This is a genomic window from Microbacterium terricola, assembly GCF_027943945.1.
GTDB lineage: Bacteria > Actinomycetota > Actinomycetes > Actinomycetales > Microbacteriaceae > Microbacterium > Microbacterium terricola.
Window position 1 is genome coordinate 1,054,240 of record NZ_AP027141.1, and the last position, 23,762, is coordinate 1,078,001.

Here is a 23,762-nt window from a genome sequence, read left to right on the forward strand (position 1 = left end):
CAAGCGAGGCGCGACGAAGGCCTCAACGGACGAGACCCCGATGGGGCCGACCGGTCGTCCGTATCACGGGTTCCCGACCCCTCCCAAGCTCGACGGCCATGGCCCTGCGCGCATCATCTCGCTGTGCAACCAGAAGGGCGGCGTCGGCAAGACGACGACGACCATCAACCTGGCCGCCTCCCTCGCCGAGTACGGCCGGAAGGTCCTCGCCGTCGACTTCGACCCGCAGGGCGCCCTGTCGGCCGGTCTGGGCATCCCCACGCATGACGTGCCCACGATCTACGATCTGCTGCTGGACACCAAGCGCGAGCCGAAGGATGTGATCGTCCAGACGAGCGTCGAGGGGCTCGACGTCCTCCCGGCGAACATCGACCTGTCGGCCGCCGAGGTGCACCTGGTCAACGAGGTCGCGCGCGAGGCGATCCTGGCGCGGGTGCTGCGCAAGGTCGCCGGCGACTACGACGTGATCCTCATCGACTGCCAGCCGTCGCTCGGCCTCCTCACCGTGAACGCACTGACCGCGAGCCACGGCGTGCTGATCCCGCTCGAGTGCGAGTTCTTCGCCCTGCGCGGCGTCGCGCTGCTGATCGAGACGATCGACAAGGTGCGCGACCGCCTGAACCCCTCGATCACGCTCGACGGCGTCCTGGCCACCATGTACGACCCGCGCACGCTGCACTCCCGTGAGGTGCTCGAGCGCGTGGTCGACGCCTTCGGCGACCAGGTGCTCGAGACGGTCATCGGTCGCACGGTCAAGTTCCCGGACGCCTCGGTGTCGGGGATGCCGATCACCGACTTCGCGCCCGAGCATCCGGCCGCACAGGCCTATCTGCGTCTGGCGCGGGAGCTGGTCTCCCGTGGCGCCGTCGCCTGAATCCGCTTCGGGCACGGAGGCCGGCGACGGGTTCCGCGTCTCACTCGGCGTCTTCGACGGGCCGTTCGACCTGCTGCTGACGCTGCTCTCCAAGCACGAGCTCGACATCACCGATGTGTCGCTGAGCACCGTCACCGGGGAGTTCATCGCCTACCTGCGCGAGCTCGAGGTCGACGAGGAGCTGGAGCAGGCCTCGGAGTTCCTCGTGGTCGCGGCCACCCTCCTCGACATGAAGGTGGCGGGACTCCTGCCGCAGGGTGAACTCGTCGACGCCGAGTCCGTCGCGCTCCTCGAGGCCAGGGACCTGCTGTTCGCGCGCCTGCTGCAGTACCGCGCGTTCAAGGAGGTGTCGGTGTGGTTCGCGCGCTGCCTGCAGCGCGAGGAGGGCCGGCATGCGCGCACGGTCAAGCTCGACGCGAAGTACCGCAACGCGGTGCCCGAGCTGGTCTGGACCCTCACACCCGACGACTTCGCCGCGCTCGCGCTGCTCGCGTTCGCACCCAAGGAGATCCCGCACGTCGGCCTCGACCACCTGCACGCGCCGCTGATCAGCATCCGCGAGCAGGCTGCCGTCGTCGTCACGCTGCTCCGCAACGCCGGCTCGCTGAACTTCCGCGAGCTCGTCGCCGGTGTCGCCCAGCCGGGCATCGTCGTGGCCCGCTTCCTGTCGGTGCTCGAGCTGTACCGCCACGCCGCACTCTCGTTCGAGCAGCTGGAGCCGCTCGGCGAACTCACCCTGCGCTGGACCGCCGAACGGTGGTCCGACGAGAACCTCGCCAGTCTGGGGGCCGACTATGACCGATGACGCTGCGACCGGAGGCTCGACCGGGGGAGATGTCGCTCGGCGGCTCGAGGCGATCCTTCTGATCGTCGAGGAGCCGCAGAGCCTCGTCTCGCTCGCCGCCGCGATCGGCTCGCCCGTCCCGGCGGTGCGCCAGGCGATCGAGGGACTCGTCGCCGACTACGACGGCGAGTCCGGCGGGCCGCGTCGCGGCTTCGAACTGCGCGAGGTCGGAGGCGGCTGGCGCCTGTACGCCCGCGAGGAGCACGACGACCTCATCAGCGAGTACGTCAACTCGCAGGCCCCGTCTCGGCTGTCGCAGGCGGCGCTCGAGACGCTCGCCGTCATCGCGTACAAGCAGCCGGTCACCCGCGGTCAGGTCGCGTCGATCCGTGCGGTCAACGTCGACTCGGTCGTGCGGACGCTCCTGGCCCGTGGGCTCATCACCGAGGTCTTCACCGACGCCGAGACCGGCGCCATCAACTACGGCACCACGGATGCGCTGCTGGTGCATCTGGGCATCAACTCGCTCGACGAGCTGCCGCCGGTGTCGCCGCTGCTCGACGACGGGTCGGCAGGATTCGAGAGCGAGGCAGTGCGATGACCGCTGAGGGACATGACCCGGCAGACGAGGGCGTACGACTGCAGAAGGTGCTCGCCAACGCGGGCGTCGCGTCGCGGCGCGTGTCGGAGCAGCTGATCGTGGAAGGCCGTGTGCGCGTCAACGGCGAGGTCGTCACCGAGCTCGGCAGCCGCATCCATCCGGAGACCGATCTGGTCGACGTCGACGGCACCGCCATCCAGCTCGACCAGTCCAAGCGGTACGTCATGCTCAACAAGCCCACCGGGGTCGTCAGCTCGATGAGCGACGACCGCGGGCGCACCGACCTCCGTCGTTTCACGGCCGACTACCCCGAGCGGCTCTTCAATGTGGGGCGGCTCGATGCGGAGACCAGCGGCCTGCTCGTCCTCACCAACGACGGCGAGCTCGCGCACGTGCTCGCGCACCCGTCGTTCGGCGTGACCAAGGTCTACATCGCGAAGGTCGAGGGGCGCGTGACCCCGCAGACGATCGCGAAGCTCACGAAGGGCATCGAGCTGGACGACGGCCCGATCTCGGCCGACAAGGCGCGGCTGCTGGATGCGTCGGCCGGCACGAGCCTCGTCGAGCTCACCCTGCACTCGGGGCGGAACCGCATCGTGCGGCGCATGATGGCCGCTGTCGGGCACCCCGTCGTGGAGCTCGTCCGCCGCCAGTTCGGGCCCCTGCACCTGGGGACGCTCCCAGCCGGCCGCAGTCGCGAGTTGACTAAGGTGGAACAGGGCGCATTGCTGACACTCGCGCGCCGTGACCCGGGGGACCAGGAGACCGAGTGAGCACCACGACCGACGCGCGCGCCGCCGCGCCGCTGGCCGCGCGCACGTCGGGAACCGTCCGCATCGTCGGGTCCGGTCTGCTCGGATCGAGCATCGGCCACGCCCTCTCGGCGCTGGGCGTCGATGTCGCGCTCGCCGACGCGTCGCCCGCCCAGCTGCGCCTCGCCGTCGACTACGGCGCCGGGCGTCTCGCCGCTGCCGACGATGCGCCGTCGCTCATCGTCGTGGCGGTGCCGCCGGACGTCACCGCCGATGTGATCGAGCGCGAGCTCGCGGACTACCCGGATGCCGTCGTCACCGATGTCGCCTCCGTGAAGCTCGAGCCGCTCCACGCACTGCGCGCCCGCGGGGTCGATCTGTCCCGCTACATCGGCTCGCATCCGCTGGCCGGCCGCGAGCGGGGTGGCGCCATCTCCGCCCGCGCCGACATCTTCGTGGGGCGCCCCTGGGTGGTCTGCCGCGACGGCGAGACCTCGTCGGCCGACCTCGCTGTCGTCGAGGGACTCGCGCTCGACCTGGGCGCGACGCCCATCGAGATGTCTCCGGAAGACCACGACCGATCGGTCGCCCTCGTCTCGCATGTGCCGCAGATCGTCGCCAGCGTGCTGGCCGCCCGATTCGTCGGTGCCGCAGACGAATCGCTGCGACTGGCCGGCCAGGGCGTGCGCGACACCACGCGGATCGCCGCATCCGCCCCAGAACTGTGGGTCCAGATCCTCGGCGCGAACGCCGCGCCGGTCGTCGAAGTGCTCGACGCGCTCGCCGGCGACCTGGCCGATGTAGCCGAGGCGCTGCGGCTTCCCGACGCACCCGGTTCGCGCCGCGCCGTCGCCGACACCATCCGCCGCGGCAACGAGGGTGTCGAGCGGCTGCCGGGCAAGCACGGGCAGAACCGCCGCTTCGAGCAGGTGGTCGTCATGGTCGACGACACCCCGGGCCAGCTCGGGCGCCTCTTCGGCGAGCTCGGCGAGCTCGATGTGAACGTGGAAGACCTGCGCCTGGAGCATTCTCCCGGCGCCCAATTCGGCCTGGCCGAGATCAGTGTCGTGCCCGACGCCGTGCGCCGTGCGGTGGACGGGCTCGAGGCGCGCGGCTGGAAGATTGCGAGCACCACCAATGACTGACCCATCGGCCCCCGCGGGCGTCGACGAGCCGATCGTCGTGGCCATCGACGGACCCGCCGGCAGCGGCAAGTCCAGTGTGTCCAAGCAGGTCGCACGGCGCCTCGGCTTCGGCTACCTCGACACCGGAGCCGCGTACCGCGCGCTCGCCTGGCACGCGCTGGCGCACGGCGTGGACACATCCGACTCGGCATCCGTCCTCGACGTCGTCGGCGACTTCGACTATGCGATCTCGCTCGACCCCGACGCGTACTGGGTGCGCGTCGGGCAGACGGACGTCACCGCGGCGATCCGAGAGACCCACGTCACCGAGGCCGTCAGCGGTGTGGCCCGCGTGCCCGCCGTCCGCGAGTCGGTGAACGCGCTGTTCCGGTCGCTGGTCGACGGATCCGGACGCCCCGGCGTCGTCATCGAAGGGCGTGACATCACGACGGTCGTCGCCCCGGATGCGCCTGTGCGGATCCTGCTGACGGCATCGCCCGCCGTGCGGGCGGCGCGTCGCAGCGCCGAGGTCACCACGCAGTCGGCGGCCGATGTCGCCGAGGCGCTGCACCGCCGCGACGCGGCGGACTCGACCGTGGTCGACTTCCTGACCGCGGCGCCCGGCGTCACGGTGGTGGATTCGACCGATTTGGACTTCGATCAGACCGTGGAAGCGGTCATCGGCGTGATCTCCACGGTCACGTCGGCACAGACGGGAGCGACCCATGGGCGCTGAAGATGAAGAGTACGTGGGCGGTCCTGACCGCCTCGAAGAGAAGCTGACAGACCTCGACGAGGTGCTCGCCGAGCAGCGCGCCACCGCCCTGCGGGCCGGGCTCAGCGACTACGAGCTGGATGATGAGGATGCGGCGCTCCTCGCCGGCGTCGAGCTCGGCGAGGACGGCATCGAGTTCCTGCCCGCGCTCCCCGTGATCGCCATCGTCGGCCGCCCGAACGTCGGCAAGTCCGCGCTGGTGAACCGGATCCTCGGCCGCCGCGAGGCTGTCGTCGAGGACACCCCCGGCGTCACCCGCGACCGCGTCACCTACAAGGGCGAGTGGATGGACCGCCGGTTCTCGCTCGTCGACACCGGCGGCTGGGAGCCGGACGCGAAGGGGATCGACGCGTCGGTCGCGGCGCAGGCCGAGATCGCCATCGACCTCTCCGACGTCGTGCTGTTCGTCGTCGACGCGATGGTCGGCGCCACCTCCACCGACGAGCACGTCGTGCGCCTGCTGCGCAAGAGCGGCAAGCCCGTGTTCCTCGTCGCGAACAAGATCGACGACGCCCGCCACGAACCAGAGGCCGCCGCGCTCTGGAACCTCGGCCTCGGCGAGCCGCACCCGGTCTCCGCCATCCACGGCCGTGGTGTCGCCGACCTCCTCGACGAGGTCCTGAAGGTCCTGCCCGAGATCTCCGCTGTCGCCAAGCACGAGATCGGCGGCCCGCGCCGGGTGGCGATCCTCGGTCGCCCGAACGTGGGCAAGTCCTCGCTGCTCAACAAGGCCGCGGGGGAGGAGCGGGTCGTCGTCAACGACCTCGCCGGCACCACCCGCGATCCGGTCGATGAGATCGTCGACCTCGGCGGCAAGCTCTGGCGCTTCGTCGACACCGCAGGCATCCGCCGTCGCGTGCACCTGCAGCAGGGCGCCGACTTCTACGCGTCCCTGCGCACCTCGGCCGCGCTCGAGAAGGCCGAAGTCGCCGTCGTCGTGCTCGACGTGTCGGAGTCGCTGAGCGAGCAGGACGTGCGCATCATCGACCTCGTGCTCGAGTCTGGCCGTGCGCTCGTCCTCGCCTTCAACAAGTGGGACCGTCTGAACGACGAGGACCTCGAGAACGCCGACCGCCGTCGTTACCTCGAGCGCGAGATCGAGCAGGACCTCGCGCATGTCGCGTGGGCGCCCCGCGTCAACATCTCCGCCCGCACGGGGCGTCACCTCGACAAGCTCGTGCCCGCGCTCGAGACGGCGCTCGAGTCGTGGGATCGCCGTATCCCCACCGGCAAGTTCAACGCGTTCCTGTCCGAGCTCGTCGCCGAGCACCCGCACCCGCTGCGGGGTGGCAAGCAGCCGCGCATCCTGTTCGGCACGCAGGCCTCGACCAGGCCGCCGACGTTCGTGCTGTTCACGACCGGCTTCCTCGACCCCGGGTACCGGCGCTTCATCCAGCGCCGCCTCCGCGAGCTGTACAGCTTCGAGGGCACGCCGATCGTGGTCAACATGCGGGTGCGGGAGAAGCGCCAGCGCTGACCGGTCGGGCGTTGCCCCGCGTCAGCCTTGGCGGCTGGGGCGCACCATCGCGGTCTGATCCGGCGCGGCGAAGCCGAACTGCTCGTACAGCCCGTGCGCGTCCCCGGTGAACAGCACCCAGCGGAAATCGCGACCAGGGCCCTGGTCGATCATGTGGGACATGAGGCGCTTGCCGAGCGCGTGGCCGCGGTGCTCGGGCAGCACGAAGACATCGGCGAGGTACGCGAAGCCCACGCCGTCCGAGACGGCGCGGGCGAAGCCGACCTGCTCGCCGGTGTCGGCACGGTACGCGCCGACGACCCGCCACGCCGAGGCGAGCTGGGCGTCGATGTCGGCACGCGTGCGCCAGCGACCCCAGTACGCGTCGGTCGAGAGCCATCCCCACACGACATCCGCCTGGATCCGTGCGGGGTCGTCGTCGAGTTCGTAGTCCATCGGTCCATCCTGAGGGCACCTCGCCGCGGGTGAAGGCAGCCACCACAGGATCGGTGGCCCGCTCTTTCCCTTCGTGTCGTCGGATCGCGGTTCCGCGTCGGGCGTGTGACAGTGTGGAAGCGTGACGATCGAGCCGCCTGCCCCCGGTGAGCCGCGACGCCCGTTCGGGTCGCGGAACCCCGGCGACGCGTGGGTCGTCGCCCCCGACGGCACCCGCTATTGGGGGCGGTTCGGTGCGGCTGGACTGCTCGCGATCGACGCCGAGCGCGGCATCCTGCTGCAGCACCGTGTCTCCTGGAGTCATCACGGCGACACCTGGGCGCTGCCGGGCGGTGCGCGACATGAGGGCGAGTCCGCCTCCGACGGCGCACTGCGTGAGGCGGCCGAGGAGGCCGGCGTCCCCGATGGCGCGATCCGGCCGCGGATGCTGAGCGTCCTGGATCTCGGGTACTGGTCGTACACCACGCTCGTCGGCGACGTGGCGGAGGCGTTCGAGCCGGAGATCAGCGACCCGGAGAGCCGGGAGCTCGCCTGGGTCGCGGCCGATGCCATCGACCGATACCCCCTGCATCCGGGTTTCGCGGACTCGTGGACGACGCTGCGCCCCCTCCTGGCAGTCCGCCCGGCGGTCGTCGTCGACATCGCCAATGTCGTCGGCGCCGTCCCCGACGGTTGGTGGCGCGATCGCGCAGGTGCCGCCGGACGTCTGACCGGGCGGATCGCCGCGCTCGCCGAGGCGGGTGCTCCCGCCGGCGTCCTGGATCTGCCGGGTCACACCTGGTTCCCGGAGTGGGTCGCTGTCGTGGAGGGGCGGGCATCCGACGCGCGCGGTGCGGCCGGCGTCGAGCTGGTGAGGGCGCCCGGCTCCGGCGACGACGAGATCGTCGCGCAGACCGTGCGGCTCGTCGAGGCTGGTCGCACCGTGACCGTCGTCACCAGCGACCGCGAACTCGCGGCCCGCGTGACGCAGGCGGGCGCGATCGCGCGGGGTGCCCGCTGGCTGCTCGACCTGCTCGACTGAGCTCGTCCGCCGCTACCGCCCCAGGAACTTCTCGATGTCGCGACGCTCGCGCTTCGTCGGGCGTCCGGCACCACGGTCGCGCTCCGCGACCCGCGGGGTCGGATCGCGCGGGGGAGTGCGGTCGTCGACCGCGGCGGCGGCCGGCACCGCGCCGACGCGCTTGGTGATCGGCTGCTTCACGACCAGGATGCGGTCGAAACCGGCGATGCGCACGCGCAGCTCGTCACCCGGTCGCACCGGCTGCGCCGCCTTGGCCTTCTCGCCGTTCACCCGCACATGCCCGGCGCGGCATGCCGACGTGGCTGCCGAGCGGGTCTTGTAGATGCGGACCGCCCAGAGCCACGAGTCGACGCGCGCGGAGCCGGCATCGGTCACTCCGACGCCGCCCTCACCGTGCGGATGCGGATCTCCGCGAGGGCGCCGGCGGCGATGAGCCCCTGCCCGAGGCAGTAGGTGGCCATGACCAGCGGGCTGGTCCAATCGGGCATCGCGTCGGGCAGGAAGAGCCGGAAGGCCAGCACCGAATCGGAGGAGAGGAAGAAGACGCTGCCCCAGATCACGAGCGGATTGCAGCGGGATGCGGCGACCGCCGTGCCGCCCAGCACCACGCCGTACACGGCGACGGCGACGAGCAGGCCGCCGAGGTGGGGCCAGAGCACCGCCAGGAGCACGCCCCACCAGAGCGCGTAGACCGCGGACCATGGTGGCAGTGCGCGCACGGCGAGGTGGCGCCAGAAGAGCCGGATGTAGCAGATGTGCGCGAGTCCGAAGAAGAGCAGCATCGCCGGGACCGTCGGCAGGAAGGGCAGGAAGGTGCCGGCGCCGTCGCCGATCCACGACAGGGTGATGGCGGAGATCATGAGTGCCGGGCCCGCACCCCACGGTGCGCCGCGCAGACCGAGCGCCACCGCGAGGGCGAGAGCCGGCATGAGCATCAGCTTGGTCGGGGCGGCCAGCGGCGAATCGACGGCGAGGAACAGCACGTGCGCGATCGAGACGACCGCGTAGAGGACGAAGCCCCATGCGGCACGGCGCGATGGTGCGGATGCATCGCGCGGCGCGATGCGCGAGTCGGCGGCGAGGGGCACGGCACTCCTTCGTGGTCGCTCCCATCGTACGGCGACCGACGGGCGCACCCCGCCGACTCGGGCTGCGGCAGCGCCGTCGTGGGGCCCATTGCGGGGAGACACCCGGAAGGTTACTTTACTGTCAGTAGGCGCAATCTGCGCTGGAAGCGACCCTCCAACGACGAAGGAACATCGCATGACCGCACGCTCTTTCCATGCTCGACAGCTGGCTGCGGCCGGCCTCGGCGTCGCCCTGATCGCCGCCGCACTCACCGCCGTTCCTGCCTCGGCAGCCCCGAGGCACGGCGACTCGGCGCATCCTGACTTCGGTCCGAACGTCACGATCTACGGCCCGGATACCCCGCTGGATCAGATCCAGAGCGAACTCGACGCTCTCGCCGACGAACAGCGCGACGCGGAGATGAGCGCCGAGCGTCACGCGGTCTACTTCCTGCCGGGCGACTACGGCACCGCGGAGGCTCCGCTGCAATTCGAGGTCGGGTATTACACCGAGGTCGCGGGGCTGGGCGCGTCACCGGAGGACGTGAACGTCAACGGAGCCATCGAGGTGTACAACCGCTGCCTCGGCGATGAGGCGAATCCGAACTGCATCGCGCTCGTCAACTTCTGGCGCACGATCTCGAACCTGTCGCTGGAAGTCAACGGCGCCGGACAGGACGGATGCCGGGCGAGCGCGAACTTCTGGGCCGTGTCGCAGGCGGTGTCGATGCGTCGGCTGGACATCTCGGGCGCAAACCTGTCACTCATGGACTACTGCACCGCCGGGCCGCAGTACGCCAGCGGCGGGTTCATCGCCGATTCTCGGCTGCCCTTCGTGATCAGCGGATCGCAGCAGCAGTGGCTCACCCGCAACAGCGAGGTGGCCGGCTGGAGCAACGGCGTGTGGAACCAGGTGTTCTCCGGGGTGGTGGGCGCGCCGAGTGAGGCGAACTTCCCCGCAGAGCCGTACACGACCGTCGCGCAGACGCCGGTCAGCCGGGAGAAGCCGTACCTGTACGTGGACGACGCCGGGCGATACAAGGTGCGCGTGCCCGCGGTGCGGACGAACACGAGCGGCGTCTCGTGGGCAGACGGGGAGACGGCGGGGCGCAGCATCCCGATCTCCGACTTCTACATCGCCAAGCCGGGCGACTCGGCGCGGAAGATCAACGCTGCGCTCGCGCTCGGCAAGAACCTCCTGTTCACACCGGGTGTCTACGACATCGACCGCACCCTCCAGGTGTGGCGACCCGGGACCGTCGTGCTCGGCATGGGGCACGCGACGCTCACCGCAAAGAAGGGTGCGACGCCGATCACGGTCGCCGATGTGCCTGGTGTGGTCCTCGCCGGTCTGACCGTGGATGCGGGCGAGAAGCTGTCGCGCGTGCTCGTCAAGGTCGGTCACGGCCAGGGATCGGGCCACCTCGGCAAGCTGTCGAAGAAGGACCCGATCACTCTCAGCGACGTGTACTTCCGCGTCGGCGGACCGCACGTGGGCAAGGCGACGACGGCGCTGGAGATCAATGCGGACAACGTCCTCATCGATCACACGTGGGTCTGGCGCGCCGACCATGGCGTCGAGGGGTTCACGAACGGCGTGAACGGCGACACCGATCGCTGGCGCACCAACACGGGACGCAACGGTGTCATCGTCAACGGTGACAACGTCACCGCCACGGGCCTGTTCGTGGAGCACTTCCAGCGGTACAACCTGCTCTGGAAGGGCGACAAGGGGCGGGTGATCCTGTACCAGAACGAACTGCCGTACGACCCGCCCACGCAGAAGGACTGGACGCAGCGCGACGGGACGCTCGGCTACCCGGGCTACGTCGTCGGCGACGATGTGAAGTCGCACCGGCTGGACGGCGGCGGGGTGTACGTCTTCAACCAGAACAACCCGTCGATCATCACCGAGAACGGATTCTCGGTGCCGGACGCGCCCGGCGTGAAGCTGCATCACATCATGACGGTGAACCTGTCGGCAGGCACGATCACGCACGTCGTCAACGGGGTCGGCGGTCAGGCCGACAACACCAACACCGGGTCTCCGCAGTTCATCGTGGACTACCCGGCGTCCTGATCGCGGCGTGTCCTGGGCGGCGGATCCGCCGCCCAGGACATCGCCACGGCGCCCGACCGGTCAGGTCACGCCAGCGTGAGCGACACGATCACGACGTGCGGCTTCGGGCGGGCGACCTCGCGGAAGCCGGCCCCGACGAATGTCGACAGGGCACCGTGGAACAGCTCGTTCGACGACACCTTCGTGCCCATGCGGGTGTCGATGGGGTAGGCCTCGATGCTGCGCGCGCCATGGGCGCGGGCGAAGTCGATCGCCGCGTCGAGGAGCGCCGCATTCAGGCCCGCGCCCCGGTGCTCCCGGCGCACGACGAAGCAGCTGACGGCCCAGACGTCCGGGTCGTCCCATGGCTCGGGCGAACCGGCGTACGCGCGGGTGCGGGCCAGTCGCGGCTGCGCCGTGCGCGGCGCGACCTTGACCCAGCCCGCAGCCTGGCCGTCGACATAGGCGATGAGTCCGGGCGGCAGGTCGTCGCCGGTCTGCGCGCGCAGCAGCTCGAGGCGCTCCGGCTTGGTGGTGCGGTTGAACTCGGTGCTGCTCAGCATCCACCACTGGCACTGGCAGCTGGGACCGTCGCCCCCGCCGGTGAGGGCGTGCTCCGCGTCATCGAAGCGGGATGCGGTGGCGGGCTCGATCGTGATCGTCGGCATGCCGTGACGCTACCCGCGGTGTGCGACACCGCCAAGGGGCGTGCGGTTCGCGGGCGGCCCGGCGAGCACAACGGCGAGAGATCTTCCGGGACACGCCGTGCACCGTCGGCTAGCCGCGGCGTGTCGCAAAGGGATCCCGCTGTTGTGTCCACGTGACCGGCGCGAAGCGTCCGCGCTGATTCGCGGGCGGCGCGGCGAGCGGGTAGGATAGGGGAGTTGTCCGCGCCGCGGCGAGGGCATCGGGATGTGGCGCAGCTTGGTAGCGCACTTGACTGGGGGTCAAGGGGTCGCAGGTTCAAATCCTGTCATCCCGACAGAAACGCTGTCGGAAATGCTGACAGCAAAACGGTCGGAAAAACGAGAAGGGCACTGGCTTCAAGCCAGTGCCCTTCTCGTTTGTCTCGAGCAGACCCCGCGCGTCGGCAGTCGTAGGGGTACCCGCGGGGGAGAGGTTCGGTGGACGGGGCGGCGCGCCACGTCAAATGGTGTCGATGAAGAAGGTGCGAACGCTTGTGATGGTCTCGTTGGCGACGGTAATGACGTCAATGCCGCGAGCGACGGGAGCACCGGTCGGACCGAATGCCCAGGCGAGCGCACCGATGTCTGTGCCGACGTAGCGCTCTCCATCCTCGACGAACACGAAGTCGCCGGGAACGTCTGCCAGCAGCGCTGCTGCCTTGTCGTTGACGGCTGATCGTCCCTGAACGGTGCCCTCGGGGTCGGTGAACGTGACGTCCTCGGAGTACACCCAATCGACTGCCTTGCGCCTGGCGAGGGCGTCTCGGTTGCCGAACACCTCGTGCAGGTTGGCTGAGAGCAGGTCAGAGACGCTGGGCATCCGTCATCCAATCGTTCGAGTTCCGTCAGCAAGTCCAACATTCCGGCGACGACGCGATATTCCACTGCGGACCGTAAGCCGGTGTCGTGGGTGGCGACTAACGCTTGCGGGTTTTGTAGCGCCAACGTTTCTTGGCGACGCGCTTCTTGGTCTGCTTGGGGGGCTTCGGCATCTGCTCCCCGTAGCTGACCGCGTAGCCGGCGCCAAGTTCCTGCTGCACTCGATCGGCGAGCTTCTTACCGCGCACGACCCAGTTCTTCTCGGCCTCGAAGCTCTCGAAGGGGCTGCGCCCATCGTTATAGAAGTACTCCTCACCCCAAGTCCTGAGTTCATCAGAAAGCTCCTGTGACAGAGGCAGGGACGCAAGCTCAATCCCGCCGCCCTCATCCCAGACCGGATCGGTGTCATACTCGGCCATCACCTTGAGGCTTCGTGGGTTCGCGTGTCCGTTCATCGCGTGCGCTCGTCCTCGTCCGATGGAGCCCTCTCGTTGTACCGTTCAGCCCACTCGCTGAGGGCTTCGACGAGCTCGTCTGATACCTGGAGACTGGCTGGATCTGCGGGACCGAAGGTCTCATTGGCGGGGTTGCGATCCCACACGGGGAACGTATCGCACTCGGCCATCACGGTCAGGCGTTGGTATGGCGACGTGTCCTCGGACACCAGATATCCTCCTCGCGATCCGCAGTCTGCTGTGTGGCGCTCCTCGTCGACGTATTCGGAGAGAGCGTCATGCGGACGCTGACCAAGCGACTTGACCGAGGATTGCACCTGGTTGAATTGGTGGGTGGCATTCGCCGGGTGGCGTGTCCGGAACGACAACACGTGGAAGAGACGATCACCGAAGAATGAGCAAGATGGCAAAGGCGCTGGTTGCCGCTGCGATGGGCCTGTCGCTGGCCGTCACCCCGGCGCTCACGGCCACTGCCGCAACGAACACGCCGTACGTCACGAAGACCGAGTTCGCCAGGGTGAAGTCCGGCATGACCCGGACCGCGATTTCCGATCTGTTCGGCACCGGCGGTCAGACGCGCAAACACGATGGGCGCTCCATCTGGAAGCAGTACCGGATCGCGTACGGCGACAAGGACTACGCCGTGGATGTCTTCTACGCCAAGGATCGCGGCGGCGTCTTCCGCGTCGAGTCCTGGGTAGCGGTCTGGACTCATTGGGCCAACCAGTCGCAGAACCCAGCCACCAAGAGCGAGTTTTCGAAGATCAAGCGGGGCCAGTCCGTCGACAAGGTGCGAGACATCATCGGGTCGGCCGGGAGCCTCTCTTTCGATACCCATTACAACTTCGGTGACGGGCTTCTCCACGGAAAGTCCTACCTCTGGCCGGTACCCGACAATCCGTCGAAGACCTACATCGGGTACGGCGATGTCTACGTCGAGTTCGATCGCAACAGCGATGGCGCCTACGTCGTCACGCACAAGGATGCCAACTGGTGACTCACCCGGCCACGGAGGTGGGATCCCGGCCACGGACCGCGAATGAGGGACTCATGAAGGCAGCGGCGAACGCAAAGACTCTCCGATGGATTCGAGTGTGGGTGGCCGTGCTCATGGTCGGGCTGGTCGTGAGCGGCATCACCGCATTCCCGTTGCAGCAGGAACTCGAACTCGCCGCGGCAACGCTCCACGGGGTCGGTTTCGCTGACGCTCTCCCTGGTCTCGCCGAGTGGGTGGACCGTGTGTCGCACGGGCTGGATGCCACGTACGCCGCATACCCGTTCATCGCGTACGGGACGGACTGGCTCGCGTTCGCGCATCTGCTCATCGCCCTCGCGTTCATCGGCCCACTGCAGGACCCGGTGCGCAACGTCTGGGTACTTCAGTGGGGCATGCTCGCGTGCGCTGGCATCGTTCCCCTCGCGCTGATCGCCGGATGGGTCCGTGGGCTCCCGCTCGGCTGGCAGCTCATCGACATCTCCTTCGCCGTCGGCGGCATCATCCCCCTCGCCGCTGCCTACGTGCTGACCCGACGGCTCGAACGGCGGACGACCACCGTGCCGGCCGTGTGACCCGCCAACTCACTGATCCCCGACGCCGACCACGCGCAAGGACCGGTCGCCTACGCGACAGTTAGCTGGTTTCCGCTGCTAGTTGGTTTCCGCTGCAACGTCTGCCCTCTGGCCGTCGTGGAGCGGGCGCTTCACGCGATCTCTGCAAGCAGGTGATGGTTGCGCTTGGTGATCAAGCGCCGCAAGTAGGGCACGAGGACTGCGCGCTCCGCAAGCCGCCCGAAGATGGGAGATCCGACGGTGATGGTGTCGGTCATCCGGCATCCATCCGCCACGGACTCGAACCTATGCTCGTGCACGAACGCCTTGAACGGCCCGCGCACCTGCTGGTCGACGAACCGGGTAGGGCTCTCGAGTGCGGTGATCTTCGACGTCATCGAGAACCAGATGCCGAAGTGACGTGCGCGCCAGGTCACGGTCTCACCCAGACCGATCGTGCCGGAGGTCGTGCCCGCGATCGCCCGCTCGCCGGATTGGTGCATCGACGACACGTGCGCATCGATGTCGAGAGAGATCTCAAACAGCTTCCGCGCGCTCACATCGGCGTCGGTCACGATGACGAATGTTGACGGCATGCTCTCATTCTGCGCGCTGTCGGCCGGCGTTCTGGCCGTCCGCAGCTCGGTCGCTCGACGCGACCCAACCGAGCCCGGCGTGAACCGCCGGGGACGGGTGCAATGGGGCGGTGCGCGGGTGGGCCCTGTTTCTGCCAGTATCGGCGCATGACCGCGACTGTCGAGTCGTCCGACCCTCATGCTCCCGAAGAACCGGCCGAGCCCGCTGCCGGGTCTCGTTCGCGTCGACGTCGGGGACGGGGATGGGTTGTGCTCGGGGTTGTGCTGGCGGTCGTGGGGGCGGCGAGCGCGTGGTGGATCAGCTCTCAGGTGGCGCTGTCGGGCGTGGCCATCACATATGACTCGCGGCCGTTGGTCTGCGATGGTGCGGAAGTGGGTCAGATAGCCACCTGGTCGGATGCGGAGTTCTACGAGCCGGTGGTCGTGTTGACCCCGGGGATGCAGTGCCGACTGCGGGTGCACGTGCTCAACAACAGCGGGTCCACGATCAGTGTCGACTCGGTCACCCTGGCGATGATGGGCGACGACAACGCGCTGGGGGTGGAGCCGCTCATGGTGAACCCCAACGGGCAGACCGCCAGCTTCGACGAGGTTGGCGGGGTCACCTTCACCATGTTTTCGCCGGTGCACGTCGCCGCCGGGGAAGACCAGCTTCTTGAGGCCCTGATCGACTACCACGGTGGCGCGCGTTACGAACAGTGCAGCGCAGGCGGGCTGAACATCCCCGATGTGTCGGTGTCTGTGAACGGCGTATCAGCGACGAAGTCACCCGCGGAATGGAACACCATCTGGTTCCAGCAAGGCTCCCTCGCCGACTGCGAACCGCCCAGCTAGCCGCTCCACACATTGGGCATCTGCCGCCGCATGCGTCGTCAGTGCTTGCGCGACCGTAACTCGGTCGTTCAACGGCCACCCGAAAGTGGGTCCGCGAGCATGTCGGGCTCCGCGTTCAACGGGGCCCTGATGCCCGACGCGGGTGGACCTGTGGCAGTCGCGGGAAGGACTGACCCGGGGTTTCACGCTCCGGGGCCGAACGAACCTGTGCAGGGTCAGCCCAGCTTGATCTTGGCGCCCTCGAAGATTTGGGGATGCCTGTCGGCCTGTGCCTTCGAGATGTCCGAATCCATCACCCAGTACCTCACCCATTCGTTGCGGGCGGACGACCAGGAAGACTTCGCTGTGACCAGGCCGTAGGCGTCCCCGTTCTTGACCGCCTTGTAGCTCACGATGTAGATGTTGTCGTTCGAGGTGTAGAACTTGTAGCCGCGGGTGACGGGGAAGGAATCCGTAAGGGCCCCGCCGACCCTCCACAGGTATTTGTCCCACTCCGGCCGCGGGTGGGGTGCCATCTGCTTGACGAGCTCGCCGTCACGCCACGTCAGCACGTAGTACCTGACGATGGTGGCCCGCTCGAAGAGTTCGACGATGAGCTCGTACCCCTTCACCCCATCCATCTTCGCTGCCCACTTGACCGGGCTGACGCGGTACCGCTCGTAGACGTTCCCCCGCACGGTCACGGAGGAGCGCTCGCCGGCCGCCGTCTTCACCTCGATCGTGTACCTCAGACGCTTGGGCTGGGTCACGGTGACCGCGTCCTTGACCCCGTCACCGTCGACATCCACCTTCTCCCGGGCGATGACGTTCGGGTACGCGGGCTCGGCCGACGCCGCAGCCGCAGGGGCCGAGACGCCGAGCGCCGCGACGAGCGCGAGCGCCGACGCCAGCGCGGGGATGGTGGTTCTTCTCACGATGCTCCAGGGGGATGCTGCCGCCGCGTGCGCGATTGCGCTGATACTAGCGGACAGCTCGCCTCACTCGATGAGGAGGCGGCTCATCGGAGATCGCGCCCGGTAACGCTGCGCGATCAGCGCGCTACTTCCATCGAGTCCTGACGAGCTGTTGCCGAGAAAAGCCAGCGCGATGTGCCGACACCGGACTTCTGTGCTCAGCGACAGGCGGGAGGACCCGGGCCGGAAGGGCCCATGATCAGTGTGAGCGCGGGAGGAACGCCGACGTCCCTGTCATGCTGTCTCTGTGGCTCAGCAGAACGACCTCGTCGCCGTCCTCATCGACGCGGACAACGTCTCTCCCGCACGCATCGGCGCCGTGATGACTGAGGTCGCCCAGTACGGGACAGCGTCCGTCAAGCGGGTGTACGGCGACTGGACGAAACCGCAGCTGGCCAGCTGGAAGACGGCGGCGAGTGAGCACGTCATTCAACCCATGCAGCAGTTCGCGAACACCGCCGGCAAGAACGCCACCGACAGCGCCCTCATCATCGACGCGATGGACCTGCTGTACACCGGGCGGTTCCAGGCTTTCTGCATCGTCTCTAGCGACAGCGACTTCACCCGCCTCGCGTCCCGCATCCGGGAAGACGGCGTCACCGTCTACGGGTTCGGGGAACGGAAGACGCCCGAGGCGTTCCGCAACGCCTGCGATCGATTCACTTATCTCGATGTGCTCGCTGAGCCGTCGACGGCGGACACCGACACCGCCGCTCTGAAGTCGCGCATCCCGTCGGCGCAGCTCCGCATCGACGGTCCCCTGGTCAGCTCGCTGCGTGCCGCGATCGGCGGCGCGTCCCTCGACGACGGATGGGCCGACCTCGCCGCGGTCGGCTCGCTCGTGCGTAAGCAGCGACCAGACTTCGACTCACGCAACTGGGGATACGCGAAACTCTCCGACCTCGTGCGCGAGATCGGACTCTTCGAGGTCGGACCCCGTCCCGGCGGCGGTGTGCGGGTCAAGCTCACACCGCGCGCGAAGTAGCCATCGCGATCCGCTTCTATCCTCGTGTGTCCGCAGCCGACTGTTGAAGAGTTGCGGGTTCGAGTCCCGTCCGCTCCTGCCGGAGACGAAGCTCAACTGCCAGGCACGCATCACCGCGGCCCCGCGCCCGGGTGAGCGGCATCGGGCCGGTACGCACCCACGAACATGCGACGCGCGTCAATTGCCGGTCCCTGACCGTGCCGGTTACCGCGTGCCGCGCACGGCCGTCGGGCATGCTCGAAGCTATGGCAGGTTCACCCAATGGGTTCGAGTTCACCGTGCGCGGCGAACACGTGGAGATACGCCATCACGGTCGGGTGGCGGCAACATTGCGAAAGTCGGCGGCGGCCAAGTTCCTCGACGATGTTCAGCGCGATGACCCGCAGCACGTGATGGCGCGAGTCACAGGCAACTACAAACGTGGGAACGAGCGGCCGAAGACTCGTCGACCCTGATAAGCCTCCCCGGGCATTCGTCGTTTCAGCGGAGCTGCGCGAACGCCTCTGCATCCTTGGTGCGGCCGACGATGAGGATGGTGTCGCCACTCTCGAGGACGGTGGAGTTGTCCGCGTTCGTCCATGCCTGGTCGGAGTGCTGGAATGCCGCGATGGTGACGCCGTAGCGGCGGCGGATCTGGGTATCGCCGAGCGGCGTTCCCAGGACCGTTGTGGGGGCCGGAGCCTTCACGAGCGCGTAACCCGGGGCCACTTCGATGTAGTCCAGCGCGGCGCCGCGGACCAGATGCGCGACGCGGCGGCCCATGTCCTCCTCCGGATAGATGACATGGTGCACGCCGAGCTGCTCCAGGATCAGCCCGTGTCGATCGTCAACCGCTTTCGCCCAGATCACCGGGATGTCCATCGTGAGCAGGACCGAGCAGGTGAGTATCGATGCGGAGATGTCGCCGCCGATGCCGACGACGACCCGGTCGAACTCGTTGACGGCGAGCTGGGTGAGCACCTCGGCTCGAGTGGAGTCGCCGCGGACGACCTGCGTGAGCCGACCGTTGAGGGTCTGCACGAGGTCCTCGTCGAGGTCGATTCCGAGGACCTCGGTGCCGTAGTCCATCAGCTCCAGGGCCAGAGCGCTGCCGAAGCGACCCAGACCGATCACGGCGACGGAGTCCGCTTCTGCGATGCGGCGGGAGACGCCGGCGGAACTCAGCGAGAACTTAGCCAATGGCGGGCCTTTCTTTCGGGTACTCGTACAAGATCCGGTGGTCGCGGAGCGCGATGGCGGAACCCAGGGTGAGCGGGCCGAGCCGGCCCAGGAACATCAGCACCACCAGCACCAGCTGGGCTGGGGCGGACAGCTCGGGCGTGATTCCGGTCGACAGACCCACCGTGGCGAAGGCGGAGACCGATTCGAACAGGGTACGGTCCAGGCTCTCTCCGGAGAGCACCATCAGCAGCCCCGTCGCGGTGATGATCGCAGCGATGGCGATGATGACCACGGTGATCGCTTGACGATGCACGTCGCGGGGGAGGCGCTTGCCGAAGATGTTCACTGCCGCCTCGCCGCGCAGCTCGGTCACCATGACGAAGAAGAGCACGGCGAAGGTGGTCACCTTGATGCCGCCGGCGGTGCCGGCCGGGCCGCCGCCGATGAACATCAGCACGTCCATGCCCAGCCACGTCTCGCCGTGCATCGCCCCGATGTCGACTGAGTTGAACCCTGCCGTGCGGGTCTGCACCGAGTGGAAGAACCCGGCCAGCACTCGTGCCCACGGATCCAGCCGGCCGAACGTGGCGGGATTGTCCCATTCGAGGAGGGTGATGTAGGCGGTCCCCACGATCAGGAGCAGCACGGTGGCGGACAGCACCAGCTTTGTGTTCATCGACCAGTGGAGAGGTCGGGGGAGTTCCTTCCGCAGTTGGAGCAGGACGGGGAATCCCAGCCCGCCCAGGATGATCGCCGCCGCGATCGGCAGGCAGATGAACGGATCGTCGACGAAGCCGATGAGGTTGTCGCTGTACAGCGCGAATCCCGCGTTGTTGAACGAGGACACCGCGTGGAAGGTGGCGTACCACGCGGCTCGACCCGGGGGATAGCCGTACCCGGTGAGAAACCTCACGAACAGGAACACGAACGTCGCCGCCTCGAGCGCGAGTGCCGTCAGCACGATCCCGCGGACGATGCCGCGGACATCATCGAGCCCGACGGTCTTGGCCTCGGCGGCGGTGTTCAACCTGGAGCGCACCGAGAACTTCCGCGCCAGCACGAGACCGATCAGCGCGGCGAAGATCATGATCCCCAGACCGCCGACCTGGATCAGCAGCATGATCACCGCCTGGCCGAACGGCGTCCAGAACGTCTCCGTGTCGACCACTGTCAGCCCCGTCACGCACACCGCGCTGGTCGACGTGAACAGCGCCTGGACGAACGATGCGCCACCGGGACCCGTCGCCGCGATCGGGAGCATCAGCAACCCCGTGCCGATCGCCACGGCGAGACCGAATCCGACGACGACGGCCTGGGCGGGTCGCAGCCCAGTCCGTACCCGGACAGGCCGGTTGCCCGCGGCCCAGGGCGCACGCCGCAGCCTCATCGGCACACTGTACCGCGGCACCATCGCGGACACGGTCGGCGCGACGGCACGGAGAAATCCGCGGTGAGACCGAGAAGCCCCAGCGGGGATCCGTCGTTTCACCGCGCGGTCAGCGCCGCCCGACGTCGGCTGGGATAGCCTGAGCGAGCCGGCGCAGCCCCTTCCACCGTCGGCAGACGGAGACGCCTGTGGACCCGGCGGAACTCGCCATCGATCCGGACGAGGTCCGGCGACTCGCGGATTGCGCGAAGGAGCCGATCCGCACGCCGGGCATGATCCAGCGTCACGGCACGCTGCTCGCCGTCGATACCGCCACCCAGGTGATCGCGGTGGTGAGTGAGGATGCGCGGGAGTGGCTCGGCCGCCCGTTCGCCGACATCGGGAACCCGGCGCTGGCGGATGCCGTGCGCACCGGCACGGCCGTCGACCCCGTCCGGGTGAGCTGGGGCGGCGCACCCGCCGACGCGATCGTGCACGCCACAGGCGGGCTCACGATGGTCGAGCTGGAGACCGTGCCGACGGGAGCGGAGTACGCCCGCACCGCGGTCGTCTCTGCGCTCGGCCGGCTGTCGGCGATCGGCACCATCCCGGAACTGCGCGCGAGCGCGGCGGCCGAGATCCGCCGGATCGTGGGCTTCGATCGCGTGATGATCTACCACTTCCATGAGGACGGTCACGGCGAGGTGGTCGCCGACGACCGGGACGACGAGCTCGAACCGTTCCTGGGCCTGCACTTCCCGTCATCCGACATCCCTCCGCAGGCGCGCGAGCTGTACATCTCGAAGATCGGGCGGGCGATCGCCAGCACGCAGGCCGCCGGCATCCCCCTGCTCTCGGTGTCAGGAGATCCGCGCGCCGTCGACCTCTCCCACGCGGAGCTGCGCAGCGTGTCGCCGTATCACCTGCAGTACATGCGCAACATGGGGCAGGCGTCGACGTTCTCCCTGTCGCTCGTCGAAGACGGACGGCTGGTGGGCATGATCACGTGCGCGCATCGCACGGAGCGGCGCCTCCCGGTGCTGCTGCGCAGGTCTCTGGAGGTGCTCGCCGCCCAGATCACGATGCAGCTCACGCACATGCGGGAGGTCGCCCGCCTCGAGCACGTGATCGCCGCCCGGGAGCGCCGGACCGCGCTGCTCGCACCTCTCTACGCCTCCGACGACATCCACACCACCCTGCTCGGCGGGTCCGAGACGGTGCTCGGGCTCATTCCGGCCGACGGCGTGCTCGTCCGCATCGGCGGCACCTCGCATGCCCTCGGCCGAACGCCTCCGCTCGACGGGGTGACCCGCGCGCTCGCCGTGCTCGAGGGTGCCCCTCTCGCGTCCGAATGCCTCGAGGCAGACCGGCCGGACCTTGCGAGCGTCCTACCCGAGGTCGCCGGCCTCCTCGTCGTGCCGCTGAACGGCACGGACGACGTGCTGATGTTCTTCCGCGGCGAGGTCTCGCGCGAGATCTCCTGGCTCGGCGATCCGGGGCAGACCAATCGCCCGGACCGGCTCTCGCCCCGCACGTCCTTCAGCTCATGGAAGCAGACGGTGCGAGGTCGCTCCGAGCCGTGGGGGACGGTCGTGCAGGAGGCCGGCGAGCTCGCGCATGAGCTCGAGGTCGCCCTGAAGCGTCGCGCAGAGGCCCAGCTCGCCCGTCTCGCGATGCGGGACGCCCTCACAGGGCTGCACAATCGGCGCTACCTGGTCGAGCGCCTCCGTGCCGCCGAGGAGCATCGGCTGGCCTTGCTGTTCATCGACCTGGACGACTTCAAGAGCGTCAACGACGTGCACGGCCATGACACGGGAGACGCGGTGATCCGCGAGGTGGCGCACCGCCTGGTCGCGCACTCCCGCGAGACCGATGCGGTGGTGCGTCTCGGGGGCGACGAGTTCGTCGTCCTGCTCGACGTCGCTGCCGGAGACGATGTCCACGGGATCGCCGAGCGGATGGTGGAGGCCATCGCGGCCCCGATCGTCACCGGTCGGGCGTCGCTGACCGTGACGGCGTCGTGCGGTGTGGTGATGACGGAGTCCGGCGCGCCGGGACCAGACCTCATCGAGGCGGCGGATGCGGCGATGTACCGCGCCAAGCGAGCCGGCCGGAATCGGGTCTCGGCCTGACGCGACGCGCCCGACACGTGGCGATGCCCCGCACCAGGTCATCCCCGCGGCGGCGCGATCCCACCGGGCGGTGGCCCATAGTGCAGAGGCATCGCCAGGAACCACGCGACGGCGAGGACCGCGAGGACGGTCCCGATCGCGCAGGCGACCGACATGACGGCCGCGGTCTTCCCGCGCAGCCGCCGTCGGATCAGCGTGAGCGCGCCGAATCCGAGCAGCCCGCCCGCGGAGTTCATGATCACGTCGGTGATGTCGGAGCTGCCGACGGCCAGCACATACTGCGTGACTTCGAGAGCGAGGCTCGCCCCGGCCGCGGTCGCCAGCACACGCCACCACCGCCACGACGGCGCGAGAAGTCCGAGGTGGACGCCGAACGGCAGGAACAGCACCAGGTTCGCGAGGACCTCCGACGGCGCGCTGGATCCGAGGCCGTTGCCGGCGACGAACGGCACGAGCTTGATCACCCGATCCACGCCGCCGACCCACGGGATGTCGAGCTTCCACAGCACGAGCCACGCGAGCAGCACGAGGTAGACGCCGAACAGTCCGGCCAGGCGGCTCCGGAGGCCGCCGTCCGTGCGGAGAGGCGCGCTCACGCCGGTCATCGCCGCATCCTCGGGTCGTACGTGGGATCCGGGTACATCTCAGGGCATCCGCTGTCGACCGCGGCGGGGCGCAGCTCGAAGTGCCACGACTCGTTGCCGTAGATCTGGCAGAGCCCGTAGCGGGCGCCGCGCTCGGACAGCCAGGCCGCCGCATCCCACCCGCCGATGTCGACAGCATCCCCCTGCACGTGCGGCGAGGTGTCAGCGGTCGCCACCCACCGTGCCGCCTCGGCCTCCGACCCGTACTCCGCCACCGCTTCGCTCAGCAGCTCATTCTGATACTCCGGCGACCGCCATCCGCTGTTCACGGTGAACGTGATGCCGTCCGCTGACGCATCGGATGCTGCCGCCCGCAGCGCGGCGAGCAGTTCCGGGTCGAGCCGGGCCACGGCTGCGTACTCGTCGTCGAAGACCGTCACCCCATCCGGCACGTCGCCGTCGGCGCCGAGCAGGGGAGGGGTGGCCGTCAGCTCGGAGGTGGCCGCGGACCGCGGGGCGTTGAGGACGGCCAGCGTCACCGCGGTGGCCGCCGTGACGAGCGTGAGGACGAGTACGACAGCGCCCACGCGGCGGGCGCGGGGTGCGGGGGAGACGGTCGACGACATGCTCCCACTCCACACGCGCGCGTGTTGCGAGACCGTATGCAGTTTTCG

General features: G+C 68.7%; 26 protein-coding genes and 1 tRNA gene. 15 read left to right on the forward strand and 12 right to left on the reverse strand.

The window, feature by feature from the left end; translation table 11 throughout:
- Positions 1-40: 40 nt before the first annotated feature.
- From Microterr_RS04870 to der, 7 genes are read left to right on the forward strand one after another with little or no spacing between them, the layout of a single operon-like run.
- Positions 41-874 carry a ParA family protein gene (locus Microterr_RS04870; protein WP_263798826.1) on the forward strand — a complete coding sequence of 278 codons (834 nt, stop codon included), beginning with the start codon at positions 41-43 and terminating at the stop codon, positions 872-874.
- Positions 858-1,679: a segregation and condensation protein A gene (locus Microterr_RS04875; protein WP_263795827.1), complete on the forward strand. Its 822-nt coding sequence runs from the start codon at positions 858-860 to the stop codon at positions 1,677-1,679. Before Microterr_RS04870 ends, Microterr_RS04875 begins: the two co-directional genes overlap by 17 nt.
- Positions 1,669-2,259 (forward strand): SMC-Scp complex subunit ScpB, encoded by a 591-nt coding sequence (gene scpB, locus Microterr_RS04880; RefSeq protein ID WP_263795826.1) that lies wholly within the window; start codon positions 1,669-1,671, stop codon positions 2,257-2,259. Before Microterr_RS04875 ends, scpB begins: the two co-directional genes overlap by 11 nt.
- Complete coding sequence (locus tag Microterr_RS04885) at positions 2,256-3,032, forward strand: pseudouridine synthase (protein WP_263795825.1); 777 nt, start codon at positions 2,256-2,258, stop codon at positions 3,030-3,032. The genes scpB and Microterr_RS04885 overlap by 4 nt, the downstream gene beginning before the upstream one ends.
- Positions 3,029-4,156 carry a prephenate dehydrogenase gene (locus tag Microterr_RS04890; protein WP_263795824.1) on the forward strand — a complete coding sequence of 376 codons (1,128 nt, stop codon included), beginning with the start codon at positions 3,029-3,031 and terminating at the stop codon, positions 4,154-4,156. Before Microterr_RS04885 ends, Microterr_RS04890 begins: the two co-directional genes overlap by 4 nt.
- Positions 4,149-4,871 (forward strand): (d)CMP kinase, encoded by a 723-nt coding sequence (gene cmk / locus Microterr_RS04895; RefSeq protein WP_263795823.1) that lies wholly within the window; start codon positions 4,149-4,151, stop codon positions 4,869-4,871. Before Microterr_RS04890 ends, cmk begins: the two co-directional genes overlap by 8 nt.
- Positions 4,861-6,387 carry a ribosome biogenesis GTPase Der gene (gene der, locus Microterr_RS04900; RefSeq protein ID WP_263795819.1) on the forward strand — a complete coding sequence of 509 codons (1,527 nt, stop codon included), beginning with the start codon at positions 4,861-4,863 and terminating at the stop codon, positions 6,385-6,387. The genes cmk and der overlap by 11 nt, the downstream gene beginning before the upstream one ends.
- A 21-nt stretch (positions 6,388-6,408) precedes the next feature.
- Here der and Microterr_RS04905 read toward each other — a convergent pair whose 3' ends face one another.
- A complete protein-coding gene (locus tag Microterr_RS04905) occupies positions 6,409-6,822 on the reverse strand; it encodes a GNAT family N-acetyltransferase (protein WP_263795817.1) in 414 nt (137 codons plus the stop codon).
- Positions 6,823-6,943: 121 nt separating this feature from the next.
- Here Microterr_RS04905 and Microterr_RS04910 point away from each other — a divergent pair, with 121 nt between their 5' ends.
- The gene (locus Microterr_RS04910) at positions 6,944-7,843 is read left to right on the forward strand and encodes an NUDIX hydrolase (RefSeq protein WP_263795816.1); all 900 of its coding nucleotides are present in this window, start codon (positions 6,944-6,946) and stop codon (positions 7,841-7,843) included.
- A gap of 12 nt (positions 7,844-7,855) precedes the next feature.
- Here the strand turns inward: Microterr_RS04910 and Microterr_RS04915 are convergent, their stop codons facing one another.
- Complete coding sequence (locus tag Microterr_RS04915; protein WP_263795814.1) at positions 7,856-8,218, reverse strand: RNA-binding S4 domain-containing protein; 363 nt, start codon at positions 8,216-8,218, stop codon at positions 7,856-7,858.
- The gene (locus tag Microterr_RS04920) at positions 8,215-8,931 is read right to left on the reverse strand and encodes a lysoplasmalogenase (protein WP_263795813.1); all 717 of its coding nucleotides are present in this window, start codon (positions 8,929-8,931) and stop codon (positions 8,215-8,217) included. Before Microterr_RS04920 ends, Microterr_RS04915 begins: the two co-directional genes overlap by 4 nt.
- Positions 8,932-9,106: 175 nt before the next feature.
- Here Microterr_RS04920 and Microterr_RS04925 point away from each other — a divergent pair, with 175 nt between their 5' ends.
- Complete coding sequence (locus Microterr_RS04925; protein ID WP_263795812.1) at positions 9,107-10,990, forward strand: glycoside hydrolase family 55 protein; 1,884 nt, start codon at positions 9,107-9,109, stop codon at positions 10,988-10,990.
- 65 nt (positions 10,991-11,055) lie between these two features.
- Here the strand turns inward: Microterr_RS04925 and Microterr_RS04930 are convergent, their stop codons facing one another.
- Positions 11,056-11,637, reverse strand: coding sequence for a GNAT family N-acetyltransferase (locus tag Microterr_RS04930; protein ID WP_263795810.1), 582 nt, complete (start codon positions 11,635-11,637; stop codon positions 11,056-11,058).
- Between the two features lie 240 nt (positions 11,638-11,877).
- Between Microterr_RS04930 and Microterr_RS04935 the strand changes: the two genes are divergently transcribed.
- Positions 11,878-11,951, forward strand: a tRNA-Pro gene (locus Microterr_RS04935).
- A gap of 164 nt (positions 11,952-12,115) precedes the next feature.
- On the opposite strand, the gene Microterr_RS04940 is transcribed toward Microterr_RS04935, so the two are convergent.
- Both Microterr_RS04940 and Microterr_RS04945 read right to left on the reverse strand, forming a co-directional pair.
- Positions 12,116-12,475 (reverse strand): nuclear transport factor 2 family protein, encoded by a 360-nt coding sequence (locus tag Microterr_RS04940; RefSeq protein WP_263795809.1) that lies wholly within the window; start codon positions 12,473-12,475, stop codon positions 12,116-12,118.
- A 97-nt stretch (positions 12,476-12,572) separates the two neighbouring features.
- Positions 12,573-12,893, reverse strand: a complete 321-nt coding sequence (locus Microterr_RS04945; protein WP_263795808.1) for a hypothetical protein — start codon at positions 12,891-12,893, stop codon at positions 12,573-12,575.
- Positions 12,894-13,332: 439 nt separating this feature from the next.
- Between Microterr_RS04945 and Microterr_RS04950 the strand changes: the two genes are divergently transcribed.
- Both Microterr_RS04950 and Microterr_RS04955 read left to right on the forward strand, forming a co-directional pair.
- Complete coding sequence (locus Microterr_RS04950) at positions 13,333-13,926, forward strand: hypothetical protein (RefSeq protein ID WP_263795807.1); 594 nt, start codon at positions 13,333-13,335, stop codon at positions 13,924-13,926.
- 101 nt (positions 13,927-14,027) lie between these two features.
- A complete protein-coding gene (locus tag Microterr_RS04955) occupies positions 14,028-14,498 on the forward strand; it encodes a hypothetical protein (RefSeq protein ID WP_263795806.1) in 471 nt (156 codons plus the stop codon).
- A 131-nt stretch (positions 14,499-14,629) separates the two neighbouring features.
- Here the strand turns inward: Microterr_RS04955 and Microterr_RS04960 are convergent, their stop codons facing one another.
- Entirely contained in the window at positions 14,630-15,073 is a 444-nt protein-coding gene (locus Microterr_RS04960; RefSeq protein WP_263795805.1) for an SRPBCC family protein, read from the reverse strand.
- Between the two features lie 147 nt (positions 15,074-15,220).
- Between Microterr_RS04960 and Microterr_RS04965 the strand changes: the two genes are divergently transcribed.
- Positions 15,221-15,907 carry a hypothetical protein gene (locus Microterr_RS04965; RefSeq protein WP_263795804.1) on the forward strand — a complete coding sequence of 229 codons (687 nt, stop codon included), beginning with the start codon at positions 15,221-15,223 and terminating at the stop codon, positions 15,905-15,907.
- Positions 15,908-16,122: 215 nt separating this feature from the next.
- Here Microterr_RS04965 and Microterr_RS04970 read toward each other — a convergent pair whose 3' ends face one another.
- A complete protein-coding gene (locus tag Microterr_RS04970; protein ID WP_263795803.1) occupies positions 16,123-16,821 on the reverse strand; it encodes a hypothetical protein in 699 nt (232 codons plus the stop codon).
- 286 nt (positions 16,822-17,107) lie between these two features.
- On the opposite strand from Microterr_RS04970, the gene Microterr_RS04975 reads away from it, so the two are divergent.
- Complete coding sequence (locus Microterr_RS04975) at positions 17,108-17,845, forward strand: NYN domain-containing protein (protein ID WP_263795802.1); 738 nt, start codon at positions 17,108-17,110, stop codon at positions 17,843-17,845.
- A gap of 480 nt (positions 17,846-18,325) precedes the next feature.
- On the opposite strand, the gene Microterr_RS04980 is transcribed toward Microterr_RS04975, so the two are convergent.
- Both Microterr_RS04980 and Microterr_RS04985 read right to left on the reverse strand, forming a co-directional pair.
- A complete protein-coding gene (locus tag Microterr_RS04980) occupies positions 18,326-19,024 on the reverse strand; it encodes a potassium channel family protein (RefSeq protein WP_263795801.1) in 699 nt (232 codons plus the stop codon).
- Positions 19,017-20,393 (reverse strand): TrkH family potassium uptake protein, encoded by a 1,377-nt coding sequence (locus Microterr_RS04985; protein WP_263795800.1) that lies wholly within the window; start codon positions 20,391-20,393, stop codon positions 19,017-19,019. Before Microterr_RS04985 ends, Microterr_RS04980 begins: the two co-directional genes overlap by 8 nt.
- Positions 20,394-20,581: 188 nt before the next feature.
- Between Microterr_RS04985 and Microterr_RS04990 the strand changes: the two genes are divergently transcribed.
- Positions 20,582-22,504, forward strand: a complete 1,923-nt coding sequence (locus Microterr_RS04990) for a bifunctional diguanylate cyclase/phosphodiesterase (RefSeq protein WP_263795799.1) — start codon at positions 20,582-20,584, stop codon at positions 22,502-22,504.
- A 38-nt stretch (positions 22,505-22,542) separates the two neighbouring features.
- Here Microterr_RS04990 and Microterr_RS04995 read toward each other — a convergent pair whose 3' ends face one another.
- Positions 22,543-23,109, reverse strand: coding sequence for a VanZ family protein (locus Microterr_RS04995; RefSeq protein WP_263795798.1), 567 nt, complete (start codon positions 23,107-23,109; stop codon positions 22,543-22,545).
- Positions 23,106-23,714 carry a M15 family metallopeptidase gene (locus Microterr_RS05000; RefSeq protein WP_263795797.1) on the reverse strand — a complete coding sequence of 203 codons (609 nt, stop codon included), beginning with the start codon at positions 23,712-23,714 and terminating at the stop codon, positions 23,106-23,108. The genes Microterr_RS04995 and Microterr_RS05000 overlap by 4 nt, the downstream gene beginning before the upstream one ends.
- Between the last annotated feature and the right edge of the window lie 48 nt (positions 23,715-23,762).

Coding starts and splice junctions, on each gene's coding strand:
- Microterr_RS04940 (WP_263795809.1), bottom strand. CDS start 12,475: ATGCCCAGCGTCTCTGACCTGCTCTCAGCCAACCTGCACGAGGTGTTC.
- Microterr_RS04885 (WP_263795825.1), top strand. CDS start 2,256: ATGACCGCTGAGGGACATGACCCGGCAGACGAGGGCGTACGACTGCAG.
- Microterr_RS04985 (WP_263795800.1), bottom strand. CDS start 20,393: ATGAGGCTGCGGCGTGCGCCCTGGGCCGCGGGCAACCGGCCTGTCCGG.
- Microterr_RS04945 (WP_263795808.1), bottom strand. CDS start 12,893: ATGGCCGAGTATGACACCGATCCGGTCTGGGATGAGGGCGGCGGGATT.
- Microterr_RS04925 (WP_263795812.1), top strand. CDS start 9,107: ATGACCGCACGCTCTTTCCATGCTCGACAGCTGGCTGCGGCCGGCCTC.
- Microterr_RS04960 (WP_263795805.1), bottom strand. CDS start 15,073: ATGCCGTCAACATTCGTCATCGTGACCGACGCCGATGTGAGCGCGCGG.
- Microterr_RS05000 (WP_263795797.1), bottom strand. CDS start 23,714: ATGTCGTCGACCGTCTCCCCCGCACCCCGCGCCCGCCGCGTGGGCGCT.
- Microterr_RS04965 (WP_263795804.1), top strand. CDS start 15,221: ATGACCGCGACTGTCGAGTCGTCCGACCCTCATGCTCCCGAAGAACCG.
- cmk (WP_263795823.1), top strand. CDS start 4,149: ATGACTGACCCATCGGCCCCCGCGGGCGTCGACGAGCCGATCGTCGTG.
- scpB (WP_263795826.1), top strand. CDS start 1,669: ATGACCGATGACGCTGCGACCGGAGGCTCGACCGGGGGAGATGTCGCT.
- Microterr_RS04870 (WP_263798826.1), top strand. CDS start 41: ATGGGGCCGACCGGTCGTCCGTATCACGGGTTCCCGACCCCTCCCAAG.
- Microterr_RS04905 (WP_263795817.1), bottom strand. CDS start 6,822: ATGGACTACGAACTCGACGACGACCCCGCACGGATCCAGGCGGATGTC.
- Microterr_RS04930 (WP_263795810.1), bottom strand. CDS start 11,637: ATGCCGACGATCACGATCGAGCCCGCCACCGCATCCCGCTTCGATGAC.
- Microterr_RS04950 (WP_263795807.1), top strand. CDS start 13,333: ATGGCAAAGGCGCTGGTTGCCGCTGCGATGGGCCTGTCGCTGGCCGTC.
- der (WP_263795819.1), top strand. CDS start 4,861: ATGGGCGCTGAAGATGAAGAGTACGTGGGCGGTCCTGACCGCCTCGAA.
- Microterr_RS04995 (WP_263795798.1), bottom strand. CDS start 23,109: ATGACCGGCGTGAGCGCGCCTCTCCGCACGGACGGCGGCCTCCGGAGC.